Genomic DNA, 22,793 nt, shown 5'->3' on the forward strand with positions numbered 1-22,793 from the left:
GGGGGTTTCGCGCCCCCGCACCCCGAGCACCCGCCCCCCGAGGTCAGTCCTTGCGGCGGCCGATCTTCGAGCCCAGCCAGACCAACGGGTCGTACGTGCGGTCGACCACCCGCTCCTTCAGCGGGATCAGGGCGTTGTCGGTGATCTTGATGCCCTCGGGGCAGACCTCCGAACAGCACTTGGTGATGTTGCAGTAGCCCAGCCCGTGCTCTTCCTGGGCCGTCCGCTTGCGGTCCAGGCCCTGCTCGGCGGCCGCGTCCAGCGGGTGCATGTCCAGCTCCGCCACCCGCATCAGGAACCGCGGCCCCGCGAAGGCGGCCTTGTTCTCCTCGTGGTCGCGCACCACGTGACAGGTGTCCTGGCACAGGAAGCACTCGATGCACTTGCGGAACTCCTGCGAGCGCTCCACGTCCACCTGCTGCATCCGGTACTCGCCCGGCGCCACCCCCTCGGGCGGTACGAAGGCCGGGACCTCCCGCGCCTTCGCGTAGTTGAAGGACACGTCCGTCACCAGGTCCCGGACCACCGGGAACGCCCGCAGCGGGGTGACCGTGATCGTCTCCTCGCGGGAGAAGGTCGACATGCGGGTCATGCACATCAGCCGCGGCCGCCCGTTGACCTCCGCGCTGCACGAGCCGCACTTGCCCGCCTTGCAGTTCCAACGGACCGCGAGGTCGCCGGCCTGGGTGGCCTGGAGTCGGTGGACGATGTCGAGGACCACCTCGCCCTCGTTCACCTCGACGGTGAAGTCCCGCAGCTCACCGCCCTCGGCGTCGCCCCGCCAGATCCGGAACGCGGCGTCGTAGCTACTCACTCGTAGAGCTCCTCTTCGGCGAGGTACTTGACCAGCTCTTCCTTCTCGAAGAGCGCGAGCAGGTCCGGGCGGACGGGCTCGGTCCGGGTGTGTTCCAGGGCGATCCGGTCGGCCGCCGGGCCGGCGGGGTCCGCCGGGTCCACGGGCACCGGCCGGCAGAGCAGGTTCACCGGGCGCCAGGCCCGTTCCATGGCCGGGTAGTCCTCCCGGGTGTGGCCGCCGCGGCTCTCGGTGCGCTCCAGGGCGGCCCGGGCCACGCACTCGCTGACCAGCAGCATGTTGCGCAGGTCCAGGGCCAGGTGCCAGCCCGGGTTGAACTGGCGGTGCCCCTCCACCCCGGCGCGGGCGGCCCGTGCGCGCAGCCCCGCCAGCCGCTCCAGCGCCTCGGCCATCTCGCCCGCGCGCCGGATGATGCCGACCAGGTCGTTCATCGCCTGCTGGAGCTCCTGGTGGAGGGTGTACGGGTTCTCCGCGCCCTCCTCGGCGTGGAAGGGGGCCAGCGCCTCCTCGGCCGCCGCGTCGACCTCCCGCTGCGGGGCGACGGGCGGGGCGGCGGTCAGACCCGCGGCGTGCTCGGCCGCGTGCAGTCCCGCCCTGCGGCCGAAGACCAGCAGGTCGGACAGGGAGTTCCCGCCCAGCCGGTTCGAACCGTGCATCCCGCCCGCGACCTCGCCCGCCGCGAAGAGCCCGGGCACCCCGAGGGTCGCCGCCGTCTCCGAGTCGACCGCGATCCCGCCCATCACGTAGTGGCAGGTCGGGCCTACCTCCATCGGCTCCGCCGTGATGTCCACGTCCGCCAGCTCCTTGAACTGGTGGTACATCGACGGCAGTCGCCGCCGGATCCGCTCGGCGGGCATCCGGGTGGACACGTCCAGGAAGACCCCGCCGTGCGGGGAGCCGCGGCCCGCCTTCACCTCGGAGTTGATCGCGCGGGCCACCTCGTCGCGGGGGAGGAGCTCGGGCGGGCGCCGGTTGTGGTCCGGGTCCTCGTACCAGCGGTCGCCCTCCGCCTCCGACTCGGCGTACTTCTCCTTGAAGACGTCCGGGACGTAGTCGAACATGAACCGCTTGCCCTCGCTGTTGCGCAGCACCCCGCCGTCACCGCGCACCGATTCGGTGACGAGGATGCCCTTGACCGAGGGCGGCCAGACCATGCCGGTCGGGTGGAACTGCACGAACTCCATGTTCAGCAGCGGCGCCCCGGCCAGCAGGGCCAGCGCGTGGCCGTCTCCGGTGTACTCCCAGGAGTTCGAGGTGGTCTTGAAGGACTTCCCGATCCCGCCCGTGGCCAGCACCACCGCGGGAGCCTCCAGGACGAAGAAGCGGCCGGACTCGCGCTCGTAGCAGAAGACCCCCGCGACCCGCCCGCCGTCGCCCCGGCCGTGGTCCTTCAGGACGCGGGTGACGGTGCACTCCTGGAAGACCTTGAGCCGGGCCTCGTGGTCGCCGTACTCCTTGAAGTCCTCCTGCTGGAGCTGGACGATCTTCTGCTGGAGGGTCCGGATCAGCTCCAGTCCGGTCCGGTCGCCCACGTGTGCGAGGCGCGGGTACTCGTGGCCGCCGAAGTTGCGCTGGGAGATCCGCCCGTCGGGCGTCCGGTCGAAGAGCGCCCCCCAGGTCTCCAGCTCCCAGACCCGGTCGGGGGCCTCCTTGGCGTGCAGCTCCGCCATCCGCCACTGGTTCAGGAACTTCCCGCCGCGCATCGTGTCGCGGAAGTGCACCTGCCAGTTGTCGCCCCCGTTGACGTTGCCCATGGAGGCGGCGATGCCGCCCTCGGCCATCACGGTGTGGGCCTTGCCGAAGAGGGACTTGCAGATCACGGCGGTACGGGCGCCCCGCTCGCGGGCCTCGATCGCGGCCCGCAGCCCGGCGCCGCCCGCGCCGACCACGACCACGTCCCACTGCTGCCGGTCGACTTGAGCCATGTCAGAAGATCCTCGGGTCGTCGAGCGCACCGCTGGCCAGCAGGTACACGTAGAAGTCGCAGAGCGCGACGCTGATCAAGGAGGCCCAGGCCAGCTGCATGTGACGGGAGTTGAGCCTGCTCACCCAGCCCCACAGCCGGTAGCGCACCGGGTGCTTGGAGAAGTGCTTGAGCTTGCCGCCCATGATGTGGCGGCAGGAGTGGCAGGACAGCGTGTAGGCCCAGATCAGCGCGATGTTGACGAGGAACAGCAGCGAGCCGAGGCCCATGTGGCCCCAGGCGTAGTGCGCGTCGCGGAAGGTCAGCACGGTGTCGTAGGTGAGGATGCCCGCGACCGGCAGCGCCGCGTAGAAGAAGTAGCGGTGCATGTTCTGGAAGACCAGCGGGAAGCGGGTCTCGCCGGAGTACTTCGCGTGCGGCTCGGCGACCGCGCAGGCCGGGGGCGAGGCCCAGAAGCCCCGGTAGTAGGCCTTGCGGTAGTAGTAGCAGGTGAGCCGGAAGCCGAGCGGGAAGACCAGCACCAGCAGCGCGGGGGACAGGCCCCACCAGCTGCCGAAGAGGTCCCAGTTGGGCCCGTCGCGCATCTCCCGGCAGTTCTCCGCGAGGCACGGGGAGTAGAAGGGCGAGACGTAGGGGGCCGCGTAGTAGTCGGCGTTGGAGAAGGCCCGCCAGGTCGAATAGACGATGAAGGCGAGCAGCCCGGCCGCGGTGCCGGCGGGGGCCAGCCACCACCGGTCGGTGCGCAGGTGCCGGGCGGCGATCGCGGCGCGGGAGGCGCCGTGCACGCCGGTCAGGGGTCGGGGTGGTTCCGTGCCTGTGGCCAAAGGGGACTCCGGGAGGAGTGGAGGGGTGGCCCAGGAGGCCCGGCCGCCGGGTGGCGGCGGGGCCTGATGGGGAGTGCCGGGCGAAACCGGCCGTCGCGTGCCGTGTGTCGTGCTCCGTGCTCCGTGTGCTGTGTGGCGTGTGATGCGGGCCGTGTGATGCGGGCCGTGCGCGTGCGGTGCCGTACGGCTCAGGGCGCCCGGCGGTCGCGGGCGCCGAGGCCCTCGTCGTCGGAATCCGTCCACAGCGTGCTGTCGTACGGGGTGTCCGGGACGAAGACCGTCTCCTCCCCGCCCGGGGGTCCCGCGGCCGCGGGCGCCTGGCGCGCGACGTCCCGCTCCAGTCGCTCGACCGAGCGGACCAGCTCGTTCAGATTGCGTCGTACGGCGGTCAAATCGTCCTGCAGGGACATGACTTGCCCTCACTTCCGCAGGTTGCGGTGGCAACGCTCATGTGCGCCTGCGAGTGTCGCGCCTGAGGGCGCCGGTTGTGAAGGGACGTGACGGTATTGCGGGCGCGCAGGCCGGAACCGTGCGCCCCCGGTCCGCCGCCCCGGATCCCCCGAACGGGTCAGTGCCCGCCCGCCGCGTACCCGGGATTGGTCCGCACGGGTGGGGTTCGCGGCGTGGCGCGGGTCGGCTGCGGAGGGTGCGCGAGGCGGTCGATTTCAGTGGGTTCATCACCAGTGTGATCAGCTCCATATACCGCCAAACGTGATCAAGCCACCCCACCGAGTCCCGCCCCGCTCGGCCCCGCTCCGGAGGTACCACCCATGTCCCAGAGAAGGCGCAGGTCCTTGGCGCTGCTGACCTCGGGAGTCCTCGCACTGCCGCTGCTGACGGGCTGCGGCGGCGGCGAAGACGAGGGCGGCCCGGCCGCCGCCGGTCAGGACATCTCGTCCACCACCCGCGAGCTGGTCGCGGACGGCGGGTCGGTGCGCTGGGCCGTCGACGCGCTGCCCGAGACCCTCAACGCCTTCCAGGCGGACGCCGACGCCACCACCGGGCGGATCGCCGGAGCCGTCCTGCCGCAGCTCTTCGTCATGGACGCCAAGGGACGGCCCGTCGCCAACCCCGACTTCCTGGAGAAGGCCGAGGTCATCGAGCGCGAACCCAAGCAGGTCGTGCTCTACAAGCTCAACCAGCAGGCGGTGTGGAGCGACGGCCGCGAGGTCGGCGCACCCGACTTCGTCGCGCAGTGGCGGGCCCTGAACGGCAAGGACTCGGCGTACTGGACGGCCCGCAACGCGGGCTACGACCGGATCGAGAAGATCGAGCGCGGCGCCAACGACCTCGAAGTCAAGGTCACCTTCGCCAAGCCCTACACCGACTGGCGCTCCCTGTTCAGCCCGCTCTACCCCAAGCAGGTCACCGGCAGCCCCGAAGCCTTCAACGAGGGCGCGCGCGGCACCCTCAAGGTGACGGCGGGCCCCTTCAACCTCGGCGCCATCGACAAGAAGACCGGCACCGCGGCGCTCTCGCGCAACCCGCGCTGGTGGGGCCGCCCCGCCAAGCTCGACTCCCTCGTGCTGACCGCCGTCCCCCGCGCCGAGCGCGCCGCCGCGCTCGCCGCCGGGAAGCTGGACCTGGCCGAGATCGACCGCGGCGGCGCGGAGCGCATCGCGCTCGCCCACCGGGACGCCGCCCACCAGGGCGCCCCCGCCCACGGCCCCGGCGCCGCGGTGACCGCCGCCCAGGCCACGCTCTCCTGGGCGGTCGCCTTCGGCGCCGACGAGGGCAAGGCCAGGGACGAGCAGGAGAGCCGCAAGAAGAACGCCGAGGCCGCCGCCGCCTACGCCGCCCAGCAGAAGGCCCTGCGCTCCTTCACCGTGCGCAAGTCCCTGGAGCCCGCCTACACCCAGCTCGCGCTCAACGGCGCCTCCGGACCGCTGGCCGACGAGCGGGTGCGCCGGGCGGTGGCCCGGGCGCTGGACCGCCAGGGCCTCACCGACATCGTGCTGCGGCCCCTCGGCCTGCCCTCGAAGCCGGTCGGCAGCCACGTGGCCCTGGCCGGGCAGCGCGCGTACGCCGACAACAGCGACGCGCTCGGCGGCCAGGACACCCAGGCCGCCCAGGCCCTCCTCGCCGACGCGGGCTGGCGCAAGGGCGGGAAGCTCTCCGACCCCGCCGGCGCCAAGGCCGGCTCCGAGAGCGAGAAGAAGGACGACGGGAAGACCCTCGGCCGCCGCGCCCCCGGCGCCCCCGCCGACGGGGACGGCACCGGCAACGACGGCCTGTACATCGTGGGCCAGGACGACCGCAACGGCGCCCGCCCGCCCGCGGCCCTGAACCCGCCGCTGCGCCCGGCCCCCCTCCCGGGCCTGCGCCCCGGCGACCGGCCGGCCCGCCAGGAGGACGAAGCCGTCCGCCGGCCCGAGGGCCCGGTCGAGCCGCAGGCGGGCGGACTCCCCGAGGGCGACAGCCGCTACGCCCCCGACGGGGAGGTCGTCGACGCCGACCGCTTCGCCTCCGGGGCGCACCAGCCCTCCCCGGTGCTGGCGGCCGTACCGCTCGCCGAACAGCAGGAGGCCGCGCTCCTCGCCCAGGCCGCCGCGGTCGACGACGGCAAGCGCAACCCGTCCCTGGACGCCGAGGCGGCCCCGGCCGAGGAGCAGGGCGCGGCCAAGGCCAGTCCGGCGCCCGCGCCCGCCAAGCACGCCGTCCGCACTTCCGGCGCGATGCTCGCCAAGGACGGCAAGCCGCTCACGCTGCGCTTCGTGCTCCCCTCGGGTCCCGGTTCCGAGGCGCTGCGCACGGTCGGCGAGCGGATCTCCCAGATGCTCCAGAAGATCGGCGTCAGCACCGAGCTGGTCAAGGTCGCCGACGACAGCTTCTTCAAGGACCACATCGCCTCGGGCCAGTACGACCTGGCCCTGTACTCGTGGCCCGCGACCGCCTTCCCGGCGACGGACGCCCGACCGATCTTCGCCAAGCCCGCGCCCGCCGCCGACGGCTCGCTGCTCGTCGAGCAGAACTACACCCGCGTCGGCACCGACCGGATCGACCAGCTCTTCGACCAGGCGCTCGGCGAGCTGGACGAGGAGCAGTCCCGCGACCTGGTGCGCAAGGCGGACGCCCGGATCTGGGCCGCTGCCGGCTCCATCCCGCTCTTCCAGCGCCCCGAGCTGGTGGCGGCCAAGCCCGGCCTGGTCAACGCGGGCGCCTTCGGCCTGGGGGTGCCCCGCTTCCAGGACATCGGCTGGGTCAAGCCCGCCGGCGCGGCGGGGTCCGGATCGGAAAAGGCCGCGAAGAGGAGCTGACCTGACACCCAAGGGCGGGTGAACAAGCTCAGAAGTGACTCAAGTCCCTTGCCCGCCGCTCACCTCGGCGGGCAAGGTCGTACGTAGCCATTGACCCGCAGGAACACCGGCCGGGACCCCCCACCCCAACCCCGGCCCAGCACCATCCGCGACCCCGTCGCGGTCAGCCCTCCGGCCTCTTGACAGACCCCCCGGCGTGCGGTTCCCGCCACGCAACGTACGATGGGGTAAGGCCGTGGCAGGTTTTTCCGCCCGGCGGGCGCGCGTGCCGGACCGTACGCGACGCCATCCACGATTCCGGGAGAAGCGCCGCCAGTATGACCACGCGCCACGACATTCGTAATGTAGCCATCGTCGCCCACGTCGACCATGGCAAGACGACCCTCGTCGACGCCATGCTGAAGCAGGCAGGTGCCTTCGCCGCCCACCAGCACCTCGACGACCGAATGATGGACTCGAACGACCTGGAGCGCGAGAAGGGCATCACCATTCTCGCGAAGAACACCGCGGTCAAGTACCACCCGAAGGAGGGTGGCGCGCCGATCACGATCAACATCATCGACACCCCGGGTCACGCCGACTTCGGTGGTGAGGTCGAGCGCGGCCTGTCCATGGTCGACGCCGTCGTCCTCCTCGTCGACGCCTCCGAGGGCCCGCTGCCGCAGACGCGCTTCGTGCTCCGCAAGGCGCTGCAGGCGAAGATGCCCGTCATCCTCTGCATCAACAAGACCGACCGCCCCGACTCGCGGATCGACGAGGTCGTCAACGAGACGTACGACCTCTTCCTCGACCTGGACGCGGACGAGGAGCAGATCGAGTTCCCGATCGTCTACGCCTGCGCCCGTGACGGCGTCGCCTCGCTGACCAAGCCGGAGGACGGCACCGTCCCGGCCGACAGCGAGAACCTTGAGCCGTTCTTCTCGACGATCCTGGCCCACGTGCCGGCTCCCGAGTACGACGAGGCCGCCCCGCTCCAGGCCCACGTCACCAACCTGGACGCCGACAACTTCCTCGGCCGCATCGCTCTCGTCCGCGTCGAGCAGGGCGAGCTGCGCAAGGGCCAGACGGTCACCTGGATCAAGCGCGACGGTTCGCAGTCGAACGTCCGCATCACCGAGCTGCTCATGACCGAGGCGCTCACCCGCAAGCCCGCCGAGGTGGCGGGCCCGGGTGACATCTGCGCGGTCGCCGGTTTCCCCGACATCATGATCGGCGAGACCCTGGCCGACACCGAGAACCCGATCGCGCTCCCGCTGATCACGGTCGACGAGCCCGCGATCTCCATGACCATCGGTACGAACACCTCCCCGATGGTCGGCCGCGGCGGCAGCGGCAAGGGCGCGGACGCCAAGTCCGCGGTCAAGGACCGCAAGGTCACCGCCCGCCAGGTCAAGGACCGTCTGGACCGCGAGCTGATCGGTAACGTCTCGCTGCGCGTCCTGGACACCGAGCGCCCCGACGCCTGGGAGGTGCAGGGCCGCGGTGAGCTGGCGCTGGCCATCCTGGTCGAGCAGATGCGCCGCGAGGGCTTCGAGCTGACCATCGGCAAGCCGCAGGTCGTCACGCAGCTCGTCGACGGCAAGGTGCACGAGCCGGTCGAGCGCATGACCATCGACGTCCCCGAGGAGCACATGGGCGCGGTCACGCAGCTCATGGGCGTCCGCAAGGGCCGCATGGACAACATGTCGAACCACGGCTCCGGCTGGGTCCGCATGGAGTTCGTCGTCCCGTCCCGCGGCCTCATCGGCTTCCGCACGGAGTTCCTCACCAACACCCGTGGTACGGGCATCGCCCACTCGATCCACGAGGGCCTGGAGCCGTGGTTCGGCGAGCTGAAGACCCGTAACAACGGTTCGCTGGTCGCGGACCGCTCCGGTTCGGTCACGCCGTTCGCGATGATCAACCTGCAGGAGCGCGGCGTCCTGTTCACCGAGCCCGGCACCGAGGTGTACGAGGGCATGATCATCGGCGAGAACTCGCGCGCCGACGACATGGACGTGAACATCACCAAGGAGAAGAAGCTCACGAACATGCGTGCGGCTTCCGCGGACAACACGGAGAACGTGGTGCCCCCGCGCAGGCTGTCGCTGGAGCAGTCCCTGGAGTTCTGCCGCGACGACGAGTGCGTCGAGGTGACCCCGGAGGCCGTCCGCATCCGCAAGGTCGTTCTGGACCAGAAGGAGCGCGGCCGCTCGTCTTCGCGCGCCAAGCGGTAATTGCCGCGAACGTCACTTTTCGTGACTCGACCCCTTCCCCACGGGCTCCGTGGTGGAGGGGTCGTTCGCATTTGTCAAGCGGATTGTCTCGTTCATGTGTCCGCATATCGGGCGTCACACTCCGGAAGGTGTACTAACCGTCCGTTTCGCGTGTGTCTGTCTAGGCTCAGTTTGTCCGTATTTCGGGCTACTGACCTGTAGTGATGTTGTCAAAACGAGACCCTTTAAGTGTGGTTTACGGGTCGGCCGTACTTAATAGTTGGCACCAAGCTCGGGTCAATGGGTCACACACTGTGGGGAGTGTCGACTCACGAGCACACTGTGGGTAACTCATCGCGTCATCGCTGTCAGGGGTGTCAGCGTGCGATCGAGTACCCCGTCTTGTAGTGACAAGTGGACTCATGAGGAGGAAACCCATGCGTGGTGCTCAGAGCGCCAAGTGGGTCGCGGGCGCGGCAATCATTGCCCTCGCCGCGACTGCCTGTGGTGGCGGCGGGGAGAAGAAGGCAGCGGGTCCCGCTGGCGGCACCTTCCGCCTCGGTATCACCGAGCCGGTGGCGATCGACCCGTACAACACGCAGGAGTCTGAGGGCGCCCTGGTCGCGCACAACCTCTTCACCGGCCTGTACAGCGCGACGCCGGACGGCAAGCTGAAGCCGGCTCTGGCCGAGTCGTTCACCACGAGCGACGACGGCAAGACCTGGACCTTCAAGATCAAGGCCGGCACCAAGTTCTCCAACGGTGAAGCGGTCGACGCGGAGTCGTTCATCCGCGGCTGGACCCGCACCGTCTCGAAGGCCTCGGCCTCCGACGTCGCGTACCCGATGGACGGAATCGTCGGCTACAAGGAGCTGAACGGCGGCACCAGCGACAAGTTCGCCGGTCTGTCCGCTCCGGACGCCAACACGCTGAAGGTCGAGCTGTCCGCGGCCGACTTCGAGTTCGACAAGAAGACCGTCCACACGGTCTTCAGCCCCGTTCCGAAGGTCGCCGGCGCCGCCAGCAACAAGGCGTACAACGACGCTCCCATCGGCAACGGCCCCTTCAAGATGGAGGGTTCGTGGCAGCACAACAAGTCCATCACCATGGTCCGTAACGACGACTACGGCCTGGAGAAGGCGAAGCTCGCCAAGGTTGAGATCTCGATCCTCAACTCGGCCAACGCCGCCACCCTCGAGTACCAGGGCTACCAGGCGGGTAGCTTCGACTGGGCCCGTATGCCCACGCCGCAGCTGCCGGTCGCCAAGGCCAAGTACTCGGCCAAGAAGCAGTGGATCGAAGCCGACACCTCGGGTATCAACTACCTGGTCGTCTTCAACCAGAACGCGCCGATGAACAACGTCGACGCGCGCAAGGCGATCTCCTACGCGATCGACCGCGAGGCCATCGCCAAGGGCGTCTTCCAGGGCATGCAGAAGCCCGCCACGTCCGTGCTCCCGCCCTCGTTCGCGGACACGTACACCAACAACCTCTGCACCTCCTGCATCAAGCAGGACCCGGCCAAGGCCAAGGAGCTCGCGGCCAAGGGCGGCCTGAAGCCGGGCACCGTCCTGGACTTCGGCTACAACACCGGTGGCGGCCACGAAGAGTGGGTCCAGGCCATCGCGCAGCAGCTGAAGGACGTCCTCGGCCTCGAGGTCAAGCTGAACGGCAAGCCGTTCAAGGAGGCCCTGGCGCAGCAGCAGGACAAGGCGACCGCCGGTATCTGGCGTTCGGCCTGGGGCGCGGACTACCCGACCCCGGACAACTTCCTGTTCCCGCTGCTCGACTCGGGTTCGATCAACGAGGACCCGGCCACCGGCAAGGCCCAGGGTGACAACCGCGGTCGGTACAACAACCCGAAGTTCGACGAGCTGATCACCAAGGCTCGCGCCACCAAGGACCCGGCCGCTCGCGCCGCGGTCTACAAGGAGGCCGAGAAGATCGCTGTCGAGGACGACCAGGCGCTGATCCCGACCTGGAAGCGCTCGCAGTACCGTCTCGCGAACACGGACAAGTTCAGCAACATGGCGATGGACTTCTTCGAGGACCCGAACCTCGCGGAAATCACCGCCAAGTAGTCGTACTTCTTCACCAGTAGGTAGGCGAAGGCTGTGGGGGCCGGAGTAACTTCTTCGGTCCCCACGGCCTTCGCTCAGTCCCGGGCGCACCCCTCATCTCTCCCGTTCCGCGCCCGGATGCGGCCAATCTCCCGATCGGATGATGCCGCCAACCCCCACGCTCAGTATGTGAAGGAGGCATCGTGGGCAGATATGTGATCCGGCGGCTCGGACAGATGGTGGTCGTCCTCTTCGGTGCGACGATTGTTCTCTTTGGCTGTCTCTTCGTGCTTCCGTCCGACCCGGTGGGTTCGCTCGGTGGCGACAAGGCCCGCGACCCGGCGGTCATCGAAGCGCTCCGCGAGCGCTACGGACTCAACGACCCGCTGCCGGTCCAGTACGGCAACTTCGTCAAGAACCTCGTGCAGGGCGACCTCGGTGAGGACTTCACCCAGCGGCGCCCCGTCACCGAGGTGCTCCAGCCGAAGCTCGTGAACACCGCCGAGCTCGCGCTGCTGGCGATCGTCCTCGACATCGCGATCGGCCTGTTCGCCGGCCTGATCGCCGCGCTGTTCAGATACTCCTTCTGGGACGTGCTGATCACGCTCTTGACGACCATGGCCGTCGGCTTCCCATCCTTCGTGATCGGCATGGTCTTCCAGAAGGTCTTCGTGATCCAGCTGGAATGGGTCCCGCTGATCTCGGACGGCACCTTCAAGTCGATGATCCTGCCGGCCTTCGTGCTCGCGATCCTCGACGCGGCGCTTGTGGCGAGGCTCATGCGCGGCACGATGCTGGAGGTCCTGCGGGCCGACTACGTCAAGACGGCCGTCGCCAAGGGTCTGCCCCGACGCACGGTGCTCGTCAAGCACGTCATGCGGAACTCGATCATCCCGGTCGTCACGTACCTGGGTATCTCCTTCGGCTCGCTGCTCGGTGGCGCACTCATCACCGAGGCGATCTTCAACTGGGACGGCATCGGGCTCGCCCTGGTGCAGGCGGTTCAGCAGCAGAACAACCCGATCATCATCGGCGTGGTGACCTTCGGCGTCGCCGTGTTCGTCCTGCTCAACCTGATCGTCGACCTCTTGTACGCGGTCCTCGACCCCCGCATCCGTCTCGCCTGACCCCAGGCAGCCCGTTCTAGGAGTCATACCCATGACCGAGCTCACCAAGAGCACATCGGTGGCGGGGGACGCGACCGCCGTGGCAGGGGGCGCGAAGCCCTCAGAGGCCGAACCCGCCATCGCCCGCGTCACCCAGTGGGGCGAGATCCGCCACCGCTTCCTCGCCAACAAGCTGGCCGTCGTCGGCCTCGCGCTCGTCGTCGGGCTGTTCGCGGTCGCGCTGTTCGCACCGCTGATCGCGCCGCACGACCCGTACGCGCAGGATCTGACCAACACCCTGCAGACCCCGGGTGGTGCGCACTTCCTCGGTACGGACGCGCTCGGCCGCGACCAGTTCTCGCGCATCATCTACGGCAGCCGCATCGCGGTCATCGTCGGTCTCGCGTCGATCTTCCTGGCCTGCGCGATCGGCATCGTCATCGGCGCCGTCGCCGGCTACTTCGGCCGCGCGACGGACTCCGTCCTGATGCGCATCGCCGACGTGTTCTTCGCCTTCCCGCTGCTCATCGGCGCGATCGTGATCATCATCGCGATGGGCCGTGGTGTCACCCCGGTGATCATCTCGCTGGCCATCTTCTCCTGGCCGACGGTCGCCCGTCTGCTGCGCAGCTCGATCCTGTCGGTCCGCGAGGCCGACTACGTGCTGGCCGCGCGCGCCCTCGGCGCGGACACCCGGCGGATCATCATCCGGCACATCCTGCCCAACTCCATCGCCGCCGTGATGGCCTACGCCGCCTTCAGCGTCGGCGGAGCCATCGTGGCCGAGGCCTCGCTGTCCTTCCTGGGCGTCGGCGTGAGCCCGGAGATTCCCGAGTGGGGCAACATGCTCGCCGGTGCCAAGGACTTCATGGGCGTCAAGGACTACCTGTGGACGTACCCCAGCATCGCGATCGTGCTGACGGTCCTCGGCTTCGTTTTCGTCGGCGACGGGCTCCGCGACGCCCTCGACCCGAAGCTGCGCTAGAAGGGCGGCACCACTTATGACTACTTCAAGCGTCACCGCAGAAGTGCCCCACCAGAGGGCAGCGGGTGCCGAGGCACCCGTGCTCGAAGTGCGCGACCTGCACGTCGAGTTCAAGACCCGCGAAGGCGTGGTCAAGGCCGTCAACGGCGTGAACTACAGCGTCTCCTCAGGTGAGACGCTGGCGGTTCTCGGCGAGTCCGGTTCCGGCAAGTCCGTGACCGCGCAGGCCATCATGGGCATCCTCGACTCGCCCCCCGGGCGGGTCTCCCAGGGCGAGATCCTCTTCAAGGGCCAGGACATCCTGAAGCTCCCGGAGAGCGAGCGGCGCAAGCTGCGCGGCCCGAAGATGGCGATGATCTTCCAGGACGCGCTCTCCGCGCTGAACCCGGTCTACTCCGTCGGCAACCAGCTGGGCGAGATGTTCCGCGTCCACCAGGGCATGTCGAAGAAGGACGCCAAGGCCAAGGCCATCGACCTGATGGAGCGGGTGAAGATCCCGGCTGCCCGCAGCCGTGTCAACGACTACCCGCACCAGTTCTCCGGCGGCATGCGCCAGCGCATCATGATCGCGATGGCGCTCGCCCTGGAGCCCGACCTGATCATCGCGGACGAGCCCACCACGGCTCTCGACGTGACGGTCCAGGCCCAGGTCATGGACCTGCTGGCGGACCTGCAGCGCGAGTACAACATGGGTCTGATCCTGATCACCCACGACCTCGGCGTCGTCGCCGACGTCGCGGACAAGATCGCCGTGATGTACGCGGGCCGCATCGTCGAGCAGGCTCCGGTCCACGAGCTGTACGGGCGCCCCGCGCACCCGTACACGCGCGGTCTGCTGGACTCGATCCCGCGTCTGGACCAAAAGGGCGAAGAGCTCTACGCGATCAAGGGGCTGCCGCCCAACCTGCTCAAGATCCCGACGGGCTGCGCCTTCAACCCGCGCTGCCCCAAGGCGCAGGACATCTGCCGCACCGAGGTCCCGGCCCTGCTGCCGGTGACCGAGCGCGACGGCGTCGAACTGGTCGGTCGCGGCAGCGCCTGCCACTTCTGGGAGGAGCAGATCCATGGCTGAGCTGAGCAAGAAGGACAACGCCGTGGACGATGCCACCCCGAGCCTGGCCGAGGTCGAGACCGTCGACGTGGCGTCCGAGGAAGCGGCCCTGGAGGCCATCGCGGCCCCCGTGGACCGCGGCGAGCCGATCCTGCAGGTGCGCAACCTGGTCAAGCACTTCCCGCTGACCCAGGGCATCCTCTTCAAGAAGCAGATCGGCGCGGTCCGCGCGGTCGACGGGATCTCCTTCGACCTGCACCAGGGCGAGACCCTCGGCATCGTCGGCGAGTCGGGCTGCGGCAAGTCGACCGTCGCCAAGCTGCTGATGCTGCTGGAGACGGCCACGTCCGGCGAGGTGTTCTACAAGGGCACGGACATCACCAAGCTGTCGGGGAAGGCCCTCAAGGTCGTCCGCCGCAACATCCAGATGGTGTTCCAGGACCCGTACACCTCGCTGAACCCGCGCATGACGGTCGGCGACATCATCGGCGAGCCGTACGAGATCCACCCCGAGGTGGCTCCCAAGGGCGACCGGCGCCGCAAGGTCCAGGAGCTCCTGGACGTCGTGGGCCTGAACCCGGAGTACATCAACCGCTACCCGCACCAGTTCTCCGGCGGTCAGCGCCAGCGCATCGGCATCGCCCGCGGCCTCGCGCTCAACCCGGAGATCATCATCTGCGACGAGCCCGTCTCGGCGCTCGACGTGTCGGTGCAGGCGCAGGTCATCAACCTGATGGCGAAGCTGCAGGACGAGTTCAACCTCTCCTACATCTTCATCGCGCACGACCTCTCGATCGTCCGGCACATCTCGGACCGCGTGGGCGTGATGTACCTCGGCAAGATGGCGGAGATCGGCACCGACAAGCAGATCTACGACCACCCGACGCACCCGTACACGCAGGCACTGCTCTCCGCGGTGCCGGTGCCGGACCCGTCCGCCCGCGAGGGCCGGGACCGGATCATCCTGTCGGGCGAGATCCCCTCGCCGGCCAACCCGCCGTCGGGCTGCCGCTTCCGCACCCGCTGCTGGAAGGCCGAGGACAAGTGCTCCGCGGAGGAGCCGCTGCTCGCGATCCCGGAGCGCTTCAAGGGCCAGGAGTCCTTGGCCGCGCACGAGTCCGCGTGCCACTTCGCCGAGGAGAAGGCCGTTCTGGCCGTCTGACCCCGGTGCGACGAGCGCCCGGTACCGGAAGTTCCTTCCGGTACCGGGCGCTCGCGCGTTCCCGCACGGATCCGATCCCGCTCCCCCTGATAGGGGAAAATCCCGTTGCGTCCGCGGGGCCGCCCCACCGAGAGTGGGGCGATGCTGACCGTACGCCCCGCAGGGCCCGGTGACGCCGGTGACATCTGCGCCCTGCTGAACGCCGTCGACCGCATCGAGATCGGCAGGCCGGAGACCGATCTGCACACGGTCGAGGCCGACCTCAACCACCCCGAGGTGGACCTCGCCACCGACTCCTGGCTCGCCTTCGACGACGGGCGGCTCGTCGCCTACGCCATGGTCTGGGCGGACTCCGGGCCGGGCCGCATCGACTCCGACCACTACGTCCTGCCCGACCGGCAGGCCGCGGGCGCGAAGCTGCTGGAGCTGATGGAGGCGCGGGCCCGGGAGATGGCCGCCGGAGCCCCCGGAGCCCGGCTGCGGCTCCAGCTCAACGTACGGCCGACCCTGGACCTCGGCCTCATCGCCGGGTACGGCTGGAGCACCGTGCGCCACTACCAGGTGATGACCCTCGACCTCACCGCGGACCCGCGCCCGGAGCCGGCGCCCCCCGCGGGCCTCGGCGACCTGGTGCTGCGCGACTGCGCCGCCGACCCGGCCGACCCCCGGCGGGCCCACGCCCTGATCGAGGACACCTTCGCGGCGCACTTCGGCCACGTGGACCGCCCGTACGAGGCCTGGCTGGACTACCTCGACGCGCGCGAGCTGGACTGGTCCCTGGTGTGGATCGCGAGCCTGCCGGCGCGGGGGGACGTGGGCGTGCTGCTGACGCGGGACGACCGCACGGCCATGGGCTGGGTCAGCCACATCGGCGTACGGTCCGACCAGCGCGGCCGCGGGATCGGCGGCCACCTGCTGCGCCACGCCTTCGCCGTCTACGCGGCGCGCGGGCGCACCACGCTCGGCCTGGGCGTCGACACGGAGAACGAGACCGGGGCGCTGGGCCTGTACGAGCGCCACGGCATGGGCGTGCACTTCGCCGTGGACACCTGGGAGCTGCCCCTTCCCTGACCGTCCGTCCACTCGCAGGAGTGACAGAGGTCCCCCGGGCGTGCCCAATCGGGCGCGCTTGGAGTGCGCGGGCACATCGGTCGGGTGACATTGGGTCTCCAGCGAGTCTCGGGAGCCCAAGGAGGCACTCCATGCGCGGAGCCACCCACGCCAAGTGGGCCGCTTGTGCGGTCGCCGTCGCCCTCACGGCGACGGCCTGCGGCGGCGGAAGCGACAGCGGCGGCGGTGGCGCCGGCATCATCAGTTCCTCCTGGGGCGACCCGCAGAACCCGTTGGAGCCGGCCAACACCAACGAGGTGCAGGGCGGCAAGGTCCTCGACATGCTCTTCCGGGGGCTCAAGCGCTACGACCCGAAGACCGGCGAGGCCAAGAACATGGTCGCCGACAAGATCGAGACGACCGACAGCCAGAACTTCACGATCACGCTGAAGGACGGCTGGAAGTTCAGCAACGACGAGCCGGTCACCGCCCAGTCCTTCGTCGACGCCTGGAACTACGCGGCGGACGTGCGCAACAAGCAGAACAACTCGCCCTTCTTCGCGGACATCGTCGGCTACGCCGACCTGCACCCGGAATCCGGCGACCCCAAGGGCAAGACGATGTCGGGCCTGGTGGTCAAGGACGCCAAGACCTTCACGGTCGCCCTCAAGGAGAAGTTCTCCACCTGGCCCGACACCCTCGGCTACCAGGCGTTCTCCCCGCTGCCCAAGGGCTTCTTCACCGACCACGCGGGCTGGCTGAGCAAGCCCGTCGGCAACGGCCCCTACACGGTGGACTCCTACACCAAGGGCACGGCGATCAAGATGCGCACGTGGGAGGGGTACACGGGCCCGGACAAGGCGCAGAACGGCGGCGTGGACCTCAAGGTCTACACCGACAACAACACCGCCTACACCGACCTGATCTCCGGCAACCTCGACCTCGTCGACGACGTCCCGGCGCAGCAGCTGAAGAACGTCAAGAAGGACCTGGGCGACCGGTACATCAACCAGCCCGCACTGATCATCCAGACGCTGACCTTCCCGCTGTACGACGCCGCCTGGGGCAAGCCGGGCATGGAGAAGGTCCGCCGCGGCATCTCGATGGCCATCAACCGCGACGAGATCACCAAGCAGATCTTCCAGGGCACCCGCACCCCCGCCAAGGACTGGACCTCCGCGGCGCTCGGCGACAAGGGCGGCTACTCCGCCACCGCGTGCGGCGACGGCTGCAAGTTCGACCCCGCGCAGGCGAAGAAGCTGATCGAGGAGGGCGGCGGGCTGCCCGGCGGGAAGGTCACGCTGACCTCGAACGTGGACACCGGCTCGCACCGCGAGTGGATGGACGCCGTCTGCAACAGCATCAACAACGCCCTGGGCAAGGGCGCGGTCTGCACGGTCAACCCGATCGGCACCTTCGCGGACTTCCGCAACCAGCAGAGCGCCTTCAAGCTGACCGGCCCCTTCCGCTCCGGTTGGCAGGCCGACTACCCGCTGATCCAGAACTTCCTGGAGCCGCTGTACTACACGGGCGCCTCCTCCAACTACGGGAAGTTCAACAACAAGGACTTCGACAAGCTCGTCGACGAGGCGAACCAGGAGAGCGACACGGCCAAGGCGACGGCCAAGTTCCAGGACGCGGAGAAGATCCTCGCCGAACAGATGCCGTCCATCCCGCTCTGGTACCAGAACGGCAGCGCGGGCTTCTCGGAGCGCCTCTCGGGCGTCGCGCTCAACCAGTTCAGCGTGCCCGTGTACGACCAGATCAAGGTCAGCTGACCCGTCCCCACCAGAGACCGGGCCTGCCGCCACCACCGTCACCATCAGTGAACCGGTGGCGGCAGTCCCGCCGACACCCTGGAGGCCTCCATGGGACGGTACGTGATCCGGCGGCTGCTCCAGATGATCCCGGTGTTCATCGGCAGCACGTTCCTGATCTTCTTCATGGTCTACGCGCTCGGCGACCCCGTGGCGGCGCTCTTCGGCGACAAGGCCCCCGACCCGGCCACCGCCGCGCGCATCCGCAAGGACCTCTTCCTCGACCAACCCCTGTGGAAGCAGTACCTCCACTACATGGGCCAGATCTTCAAGGGCGACTTCGGCACCGCCTTCAACGGGCAGAAGGTCACCTCCCTGATGTCCACGGCCTTCCCGGTCACCCTGCGCCTGACCATCGTGGCCATCGTCATCGAGGTCGTGGTCGGCATCACCCTCGGTGTGGTCAGCGGGCTGCGCCGCGGCAAGGCCATCGACACCACGCTGCTGGTGCTCACCCTGGTCGTCATCTCGGTGCCGACCTTCGTGACCGGGTACCTGCTCCAGTTCCTGCTCGGCGTGAAGTGGGGCTGGGTCCGGCCCACCGTCTCCCCGGACGCGCCCTTCAACGAGCTGATCCTGCCCGGCATCGTGCTCGCCCTGGTCTCCCTCGCCTACGTCACCCGGCTCTCGCGCACCTCCATCGCCGAGAACGTCAAGGCCGACTACGTCCGCACCGCGGTGGCCAAGGGCCTGCCGCGCGGCCGGGTGATCACCCGCCACCTGCTGCGCAACTCGCTCATCCCCGTGGTCACCTTCATCGGCACCGACATCGGCGCCCTGATGGGCGGCGCGATCGTCACCGAGCGCATCTTCAACATCCACGGCGTCGGCTACCAGCTCTACCAGGGCATCCTGCGCAACAACGCCCCCACGGTCGTCGGCTTCGTGACCATCCTCGTCATCGTCTTCCTGCTGGCGAACCTGCTCGTCGACCTGCTCTACGCGGTCCTGGACCCGAGGATCCGTTATGCCTGAGCCCGAGCGTTACGACCCGCTGCGACCCGGCAAGGGGGAGGCGATCGCCCCCACCGGACAGGGCGGAGCCATGGATCTGGCCCTGGAGGAGGCCGAGAGCCTGGAGAAGCCCCTGGGGCCCGGCGGCCCCGGAGCCACCGGGCCCCAGGAGAAGGCGCGTTCGCTGTGGTCCGACGCCTGGCAGCAGCTGCGCCGCAACCCGGTCTTCATCCTCTCCGCCCTCCTCATCGCCTTCCTCGTCGTCATCGCGATCTGGCCGCAGCTGATCGCCGGCGGGGACCCGCTGCGGTGCGACCTGTCCAAGTCCCAGCAGGGCCCGGCCTCCGGCCACCCCTTCGGCTTCGACACCCAGGGCTGCGACGTCTACACGCGGACGGTGTACGGCGCCCGCGCCTCCATCACCGTCGGCGTCTGCGCCACCGTCGGCGCGGCCCTCCTCGGCTCCTTCCTCGGCGGCCTGGCCGGATTCTTCGGCGGCTGGGGCGACGCGCTGCTCTCCCGGGTCGCCGACATCTTCTTCGGCATCCCGGTCGTCCTCGGCGGCCTGGTCTTCCTCTCGGTGGTCACCAGCACCACGGTCTGGCCGGTGGTCGGCTTCATCGTGCTCCTGGGCTGGCCGCAGATCGCCCGCATCGCCCGCGGCTCCGTCATCACCGCCAAGCAGAACGACTACGTCCAGGCCGCCCGCGCGCTCGGCGCGAGCAACAGCCGGATGATGCTGCGCCACGTGGCGCCCAACGCCGTCGCGCCGGTCATCGTCGTCGCGACGATCGCGCTCGGCACCTACATCGCCCTGGAAGCGACCCTGTCCTTCCTCGGCGTCGGGCTGCGCCCGCCCACGGTCTCCTGGGGCATCGACATCTCCAACGCCGCCTCGCAGATCCGCAACGCCCCGCACATGCTGCTCTACCCGGCGGGCGCGCTGAGCCTGACCGTGCTCGCCTTCATCATGCTCGGCGACGCGGTGCGCGACGCCCTCGACCCCAAGCTGCGCTGAGGAGTGGGCACCATGCTGCTCGAAGTCCGCGACCTCCACGTGGAGTTCCGTACCCGGGACGGGGTCGCCAAGGCGGTCAACGGCGTCACCTACTCGGTGGCGGAGGGCGAGACCCTCGCCGTGCTCGGCGAGTCCGGCTCCGGCAAGTCCGTCACCGCGCAGGCCGTCATGGGCATCCTGGACATGCCCCCGGGCCGGATCGCGGGCGGCGAGATCCTCTTCAAGGGCCAGGACCTGCTGACCATGAAGGAGGAGGCCCGCCGCAAGATCCGTGGCGCCGAGATGGCGATGATCTTCCAGGACGCGCTGTCCTCGCTGAACCCGGTGCTCAGCGTCGGCGCCCAACTGGGCGAGATGTACGAGGTGCACCGCGGGATGTCCCGCAAGGACGGCCGCGCCAAGGCGGTCGAGCTCATGGACCGGGTCAAGATCCCGGCCGCGAAGCAGCGGGTGGGGGACTACCCGCACCAGTTCTCCGGCGGCATGCGCCAGCGCATCATGATCGCGATGGCGATGGCCCTGGAACCCTCGCTGATCATCGCGGACGAGCCGACCACCGCCCTGGACGTCACCGTCCAGGCCCAGGTCATGGACCTGCTCGCGGAGCTCCAGCGCGAGCTCAACATGGGCCTGATCCTGATCACCCACGACCTGGGCGTGGTCGCGGACGTCGCCGACAAGATCGCCGTGATGTACGCGGGCCGGATCGTCGAGGCCGCCCCGGTGCACGAGATCTACCGCAACCCGGCGCACCCCTACACCCGCGGCCTGCTCGACTCCATCCCGCGCCTGGACCAGAAGGGCCAGGAGCTGTACGCCATCAAGGGTCTGCCGCCCAACCTGCTGGCCATCCCGCCCGGCTGCGCCTTCAACCCGCGCTGCCCGATGGCGCAGGCCGTCTGCCGGGGCGACGTACCGCCGCTGGCGCAGGTGGCCGAGGACCGCACCAGCGCGTGCTTCTTCTGGAAGGAGTGCCTCGGTGCCTGAAGCGATCCTCGAAGTCACCGACCTGGTCAAGCACTACCCGCTGACCCAGGGCATCCTCTTCAGGAAGCAGGTCGGCGCGGTCAAGGCGGTCGACGGGGTGTCCTTCTCCCTGACCCAGGGCGAGACGCTCGGCATCGTCGGCGAGTCCGGCTGCGGCAAGTCCACGGTCGCCAGGATGCTGGTCAATCTGGAACGGCCCACGGCGGGCGCGATCTCCTACAAGGGCGAGGACCTCACGAAGCTGTCGGGGAAGGCCCTCAGGGCCGTCCGCCGCAACATCCAGATGGTGTTCCAGGACCCGTACACCTCGCTGAACCCGCGCATGACGGTCGGCGACATCATCGGCGAGCCGTACGAGATCCACCCCGAGGTGGCTCCCAAGGGCGACCGGCGCCGCAAGGTCCAGGACCTGCTCGACGTGGTCGGCCTGAACCCGGAGTACATCAACCGCTACCCGCACCAGTTCTCCGGCGGTCAGCGCCAGCGCATCGGCATCGCCCGCGGCCTGGCCCTGCGCCCCGAGATCATCGTCGCGGACGAACCGGTGTCCGCGCTGGACGTCTCGGTGCAGGCGCAGGTGGTCAACCTGCTGGAGCGGCTCCAGGACGAGTTCGACCTGTCGTACGTGTTCATCGCCCACGACCTCTCGATCGTCCGGCACATCTCGGACCGCGTGGGCGTGATGTACCTCGGCCGGGTCGTCGAGATCGGCACCGACACCCAGATCTACGACCACCCGACGCACCCGTACACGCAGGCCCTGCTCTCCGCCGTGCCCGTCCCGGACCCGGAGGCGCGCAAGCACCGCGAGCGGATCATCCTCTCCGGGGACGTGCCCTCCCCGGCCGATCCGCCGTCGGGCTGCCCCTTCCGCACCCGCTGCTGGAAGGCGGAGAACCGGTGCGCCCAGGAAGTGCCGCTGCTGGCGGTCCCGCTGGAGCTGCGCGCCGCGGGGGGACCCGCGGCCCATCCGTCGGCCTGTCACTTCGCGTCGGAGAAGCCGTCGACCCGGCCCGCGACACCCCCGGAACCAGGACCTCCGGATCCGCCCGAAGCGTAGTGCGCGACGCGCCGAAGAAGATCGCACGGGGCCGGCAACCGGCTTAACATGGAGGCAACTTGACCGTCTCGGCGACGAGATCCGGGCGGGGGAACCTGATCGCCGTACGGTCCGTGCGGGTGCCGTCAACCGTCCGGCGGGGTGAGAGCCCCGCCGGACGGTCGCACGTGGTGCCGGTGCTCCTCCGTATGCGCGGTGTGCGCCCCTCGTGCTGCCGGTTCTCGATCGATGCGCTGGTACGGATAGTTATGATCAGTAGCGCACGGTGGGTATGTGTCCGCCGAGCACGCGAATCGATTCGATGTCCGCTCGACGTGGAGGTGAACCGCCGTGGCACTCTCGATCTCGGCCGTGGTGCTACTGGGGATCGTCGTCTTCCTGCTGGTCCGGAAGTCCGGACTGAAGGCGGGGCACGCGGTCGTGTGCGTGTTGCTGGGCTTCTACCTGTCCAGTTCCTCGATCGCTCCTACCCTGAGCCAGCTGACCACGAACGTCGCGGGCATGATCGGTGGCCTCAAGTTGTAGGGCC

The 22,793-nt window shown here is 69.3% G+C and carries 18 protein-coding genes; 14 read left to right on the forward strand and 4 right to left on the reverse strand.

Annotated features, from left to right (window positions below; all coding sequences use genetic code 11):
- Nucleotides 1-43 precede the first annotated feature (43 nt).
- The 4 genes from ACIBEA_RS12510 to ACIBEA_RS12525 all read right to left on the reverse strand — a co-directional run bounded on the left by ACIBEA_RS12510 (nucleotide 44) and on the right by ACIBEA_RS12525 (nucleotide 3,972).
- Nucleotides 44-814 (reverse strand): succinate dehydrogenase/fumarate reductase iron-sulfur subunit, encoded by a 771-nt coding sequence (locus tag ACIBEA_RS12510; RefSeq protein ID WP_399259888.1) that lies wholly within the window; start codon nucleotides 812-814, stop codon nucleotides 44-46.
- Nucleotides 811-2,739: a fumarate reductase/succinate dehydrogenase flavoprotein subunit gene (locus tag ACIBEA_RS12515; RefSeq protein WP_399259890.1), complete on the reverse strand. Its 1,929-nt coding sequence runs from the start codon at nucleotides 2,737-2,739 to the stop codon at nucleotides 811-813. The genes ACIBEA_RS12510 and ACIBEA_RS12515 overlap by 4 nt, the downstream gene beginning before the upstream one ends.
- Nucleotide 2,740: 1 nt before the next feature.
- Nucleotides 2,741-3,562, reverse strand: coding sequence for a hypothetical protein (locus ACIBEA_RS12520; RefSeq protein ID WP_354379631.1), 822 nt, complete (start codon nucleotides 3,560-3,562; stop codon nucleotides 2,741-2,743).
- 188 nt (nucleotides 3,563-3,750) lie between these two features.
- Nucleotides 3,751-3,972, reverse strand: a complete 222-nt coding sequence (locus ACIBEA_RS12525; protein ID WP_399259892.1) for a hypothetical protein — start codon at nucleotides 3,970-3,972, stop codon at nucleotides 3,751-3,753.
- A 360-nt stretch (nucleotides 3,973-4,332) separates the two neighbouring features.
- On the opposite strand from ACIBEA_RS12525, the gene ACIBEA_RS12530 reads away from it, so the two are divergent.
- From ACIBEA_RS12530 to ACIBEA_RS12595, 14 genes are all read left to right on the forward strand, one after another.
- Nucleotides 4,333-6,819 (forward strand): ABC transporter family substrate-binding protein, encoded by a 2,487-nt coding sequence (locus ACIBEA_RS12530; protein WP_399259894.1) that lies wholly within the window; start codon nucleotides 4,333-4,335, stop codon nucleotides 6,817-6,819.
- A 317-nt stretch (nucleotides 6,820-7,136) separates the two neighbouring features.
- Nucleotides 7,137-9,035: a translational GTPase TypA gene (gene typA, locus ACIBEA_RS12535; protein ID WP_399259896.1), complete on the forward strand. Its 1,899-nt coding sequence runs from the start codon at nucleotides 7,137-7,139 to the stop codon at nucleotides 9,033-9,035.
- 416 nt (nucleotides 9,036-9,451) lie between these two features.
- A complete protein-coding gene (locus ACIBEA_RS12540) occupies nucleotides 9,452-11,095 on the forward strand; it encodes an ABC transporter substrate-binding protein (protein ID WP_399259898.1) in 1,644 nt (547 codons plus the stop codon).
- Nucleotides 11,096-11,277: 182 nt separating this feature from the next.
- Nucleotides 11,278-12,201 carry an ABC transporter permease gene (locus tag ACIBEA_RS12545; protein WP_399259900.1) on the forward strand — a complete coding sequence of 308 codons (924 nt, stop codon included), beginning with the start codon at nucleotides 11,278-11,280 and terminating at the stop codon, nucleotides 12,199-12,201.
- Between the two features lie 31 nt (nucleotides 12,202-12,232).
- Nucleotides 12,233-13,165, forward strand: a complete 933-nt coding sequence (locus ACIBEA_RS12550) for an ABC transporter permease (protein ID WP_399259902.1) — start codon at nucleotides 12,233-12,235, stop codon at nucleotides 13,163-13,165.
- 16 nt (nucleotides 13,166-13,181) lie between these two features.
- A complete protein-coding gene (locus ACIBEA_RS12555; protein ID WP_399259904.1) occupies nucleotides 13,182-14,237 on the forward strand; it encodes an ABC transporter ATP-binding protein in 1,056 nt (351 codons plus the stop codon).
- Nucleotides 14,230-15,378, forward strand: a complete 1,149-nt coding sequence (locus tag ACIBEA_RS12560) for an ABC transporter ATP-binding protein (RefSeq protein WP_399259906.1) — start codon at nucleotides 14,230-14,232, stop codon at nucleotides 15,376-15,378. The genes ACIBEA_RS12555 and ACIBEA_RS12560 overlap by 8 nt, the downstream gene beginning before the upstream one ends.
- Nucleotides 15,379-15,519: 141 nt before the next feature.
- The gene (locus ACIBEA_RS12565) at nucleotides 15,520-16,449 is read left to right on the forward strand and encodes a GNAT family N-acetyltransferase (RefSeq protein ID WP_399259908.1); all 930 of its coding nucleotides are present in this window, start codon (nucleotides 15,520-15,522) and stop codon (nucleotides 16,447-16,449) included.
- A gap of 131 nt (nucleotides 16,450-16,580) precedes the next feature.
- Entirely contained in the window at nucleotides 16,581-18,206 is a 1,626-nt protein-coding gene (locus ACIBEA_RS12570) for an ABC transporter substrate-binding protein (RefSeq protein WP_399259910.1), read from the forward strand.
- A 90-nt stretch (nucleotides 18,207-18,296) separates the two neighbouring features.
- Nucleotides 18,297-19,220: an ABC transporter permease gene (locus ACIBEA_RS12575; RefSeq protein ID WP_385780031.1), complete on the forward strand. Its 924-nt coding sequence runs from the start codon at nucleotides 18,297-18,299 to the stop codon at nucleotides 19,218-19,220.
- On the forward strand, nucleotides 19,213-20,217 hold the full coding sequence (locus ACIBEA_RS12580) for an ABC transporter permease (RefSeq protein WP_399259912.1): 1,005 nt from the start codon (nucleotides 19,213-19,215) through the stop codon (nucleotides 20,215-20,217). The genes ACIBEA_RS12575 and ACIBEA_RS12580 overlap by 8 nt, the downstream gene beginning before the upstream one ends.
- 12 nt (nucleotides 20,218-20,229) lie before the next feature.
- Nucleotides 20,230-21,204: an ABC transporter ATP-binding protein gene (locus ACIBEA_RS12585; RefSeq protein WP_399259914.1), complete on the forward strand. Its 975-nt coding sequence runs from the start codon at nucleotides 20,230-20,232 to the stop codon at nucleotides 21,202-21,204.
- Complete coding sequence (locus ACIBEA_RS12590) at nucleotides 21,197-22,264, forward strand: ABC transporter ATP-binding protein (RefSeq protein ID WP_399259916.1); 1,068 nt, start codon at nucleotides 21,197-21,199, stop codon at nucleotides 22,262-22,264. The genes ACIBEA_RS12585 and ACIBEA_RS12590 overlap by 8 nt, the downstream gene beginning before the upstream one ends.
- Before the next feature lie 330 nt (nucleotides 22,265-22,594).
- A complete protein-coding gene (locus ACIBEA_RS12595) occupies nucleotides 22,595-22,789 on the forward strand; it encodes a hypothetical protein (RefSeq protein ID WP_283459796.1) in 195 nt (64 codons plus the stop codon).
- Nucleotides 22,790-22,793 lie beyond the last annotated feature (4 nt).

Origin of the sequence: Streptomyces sp. NPDC051555 (assembly GCF_044454405.1) — a bacterium.
GTDB lineage: Bacteria > Actinomycetota > Actinomycetes > Streptomycetales > Streptomycetaceae > Streptomyces.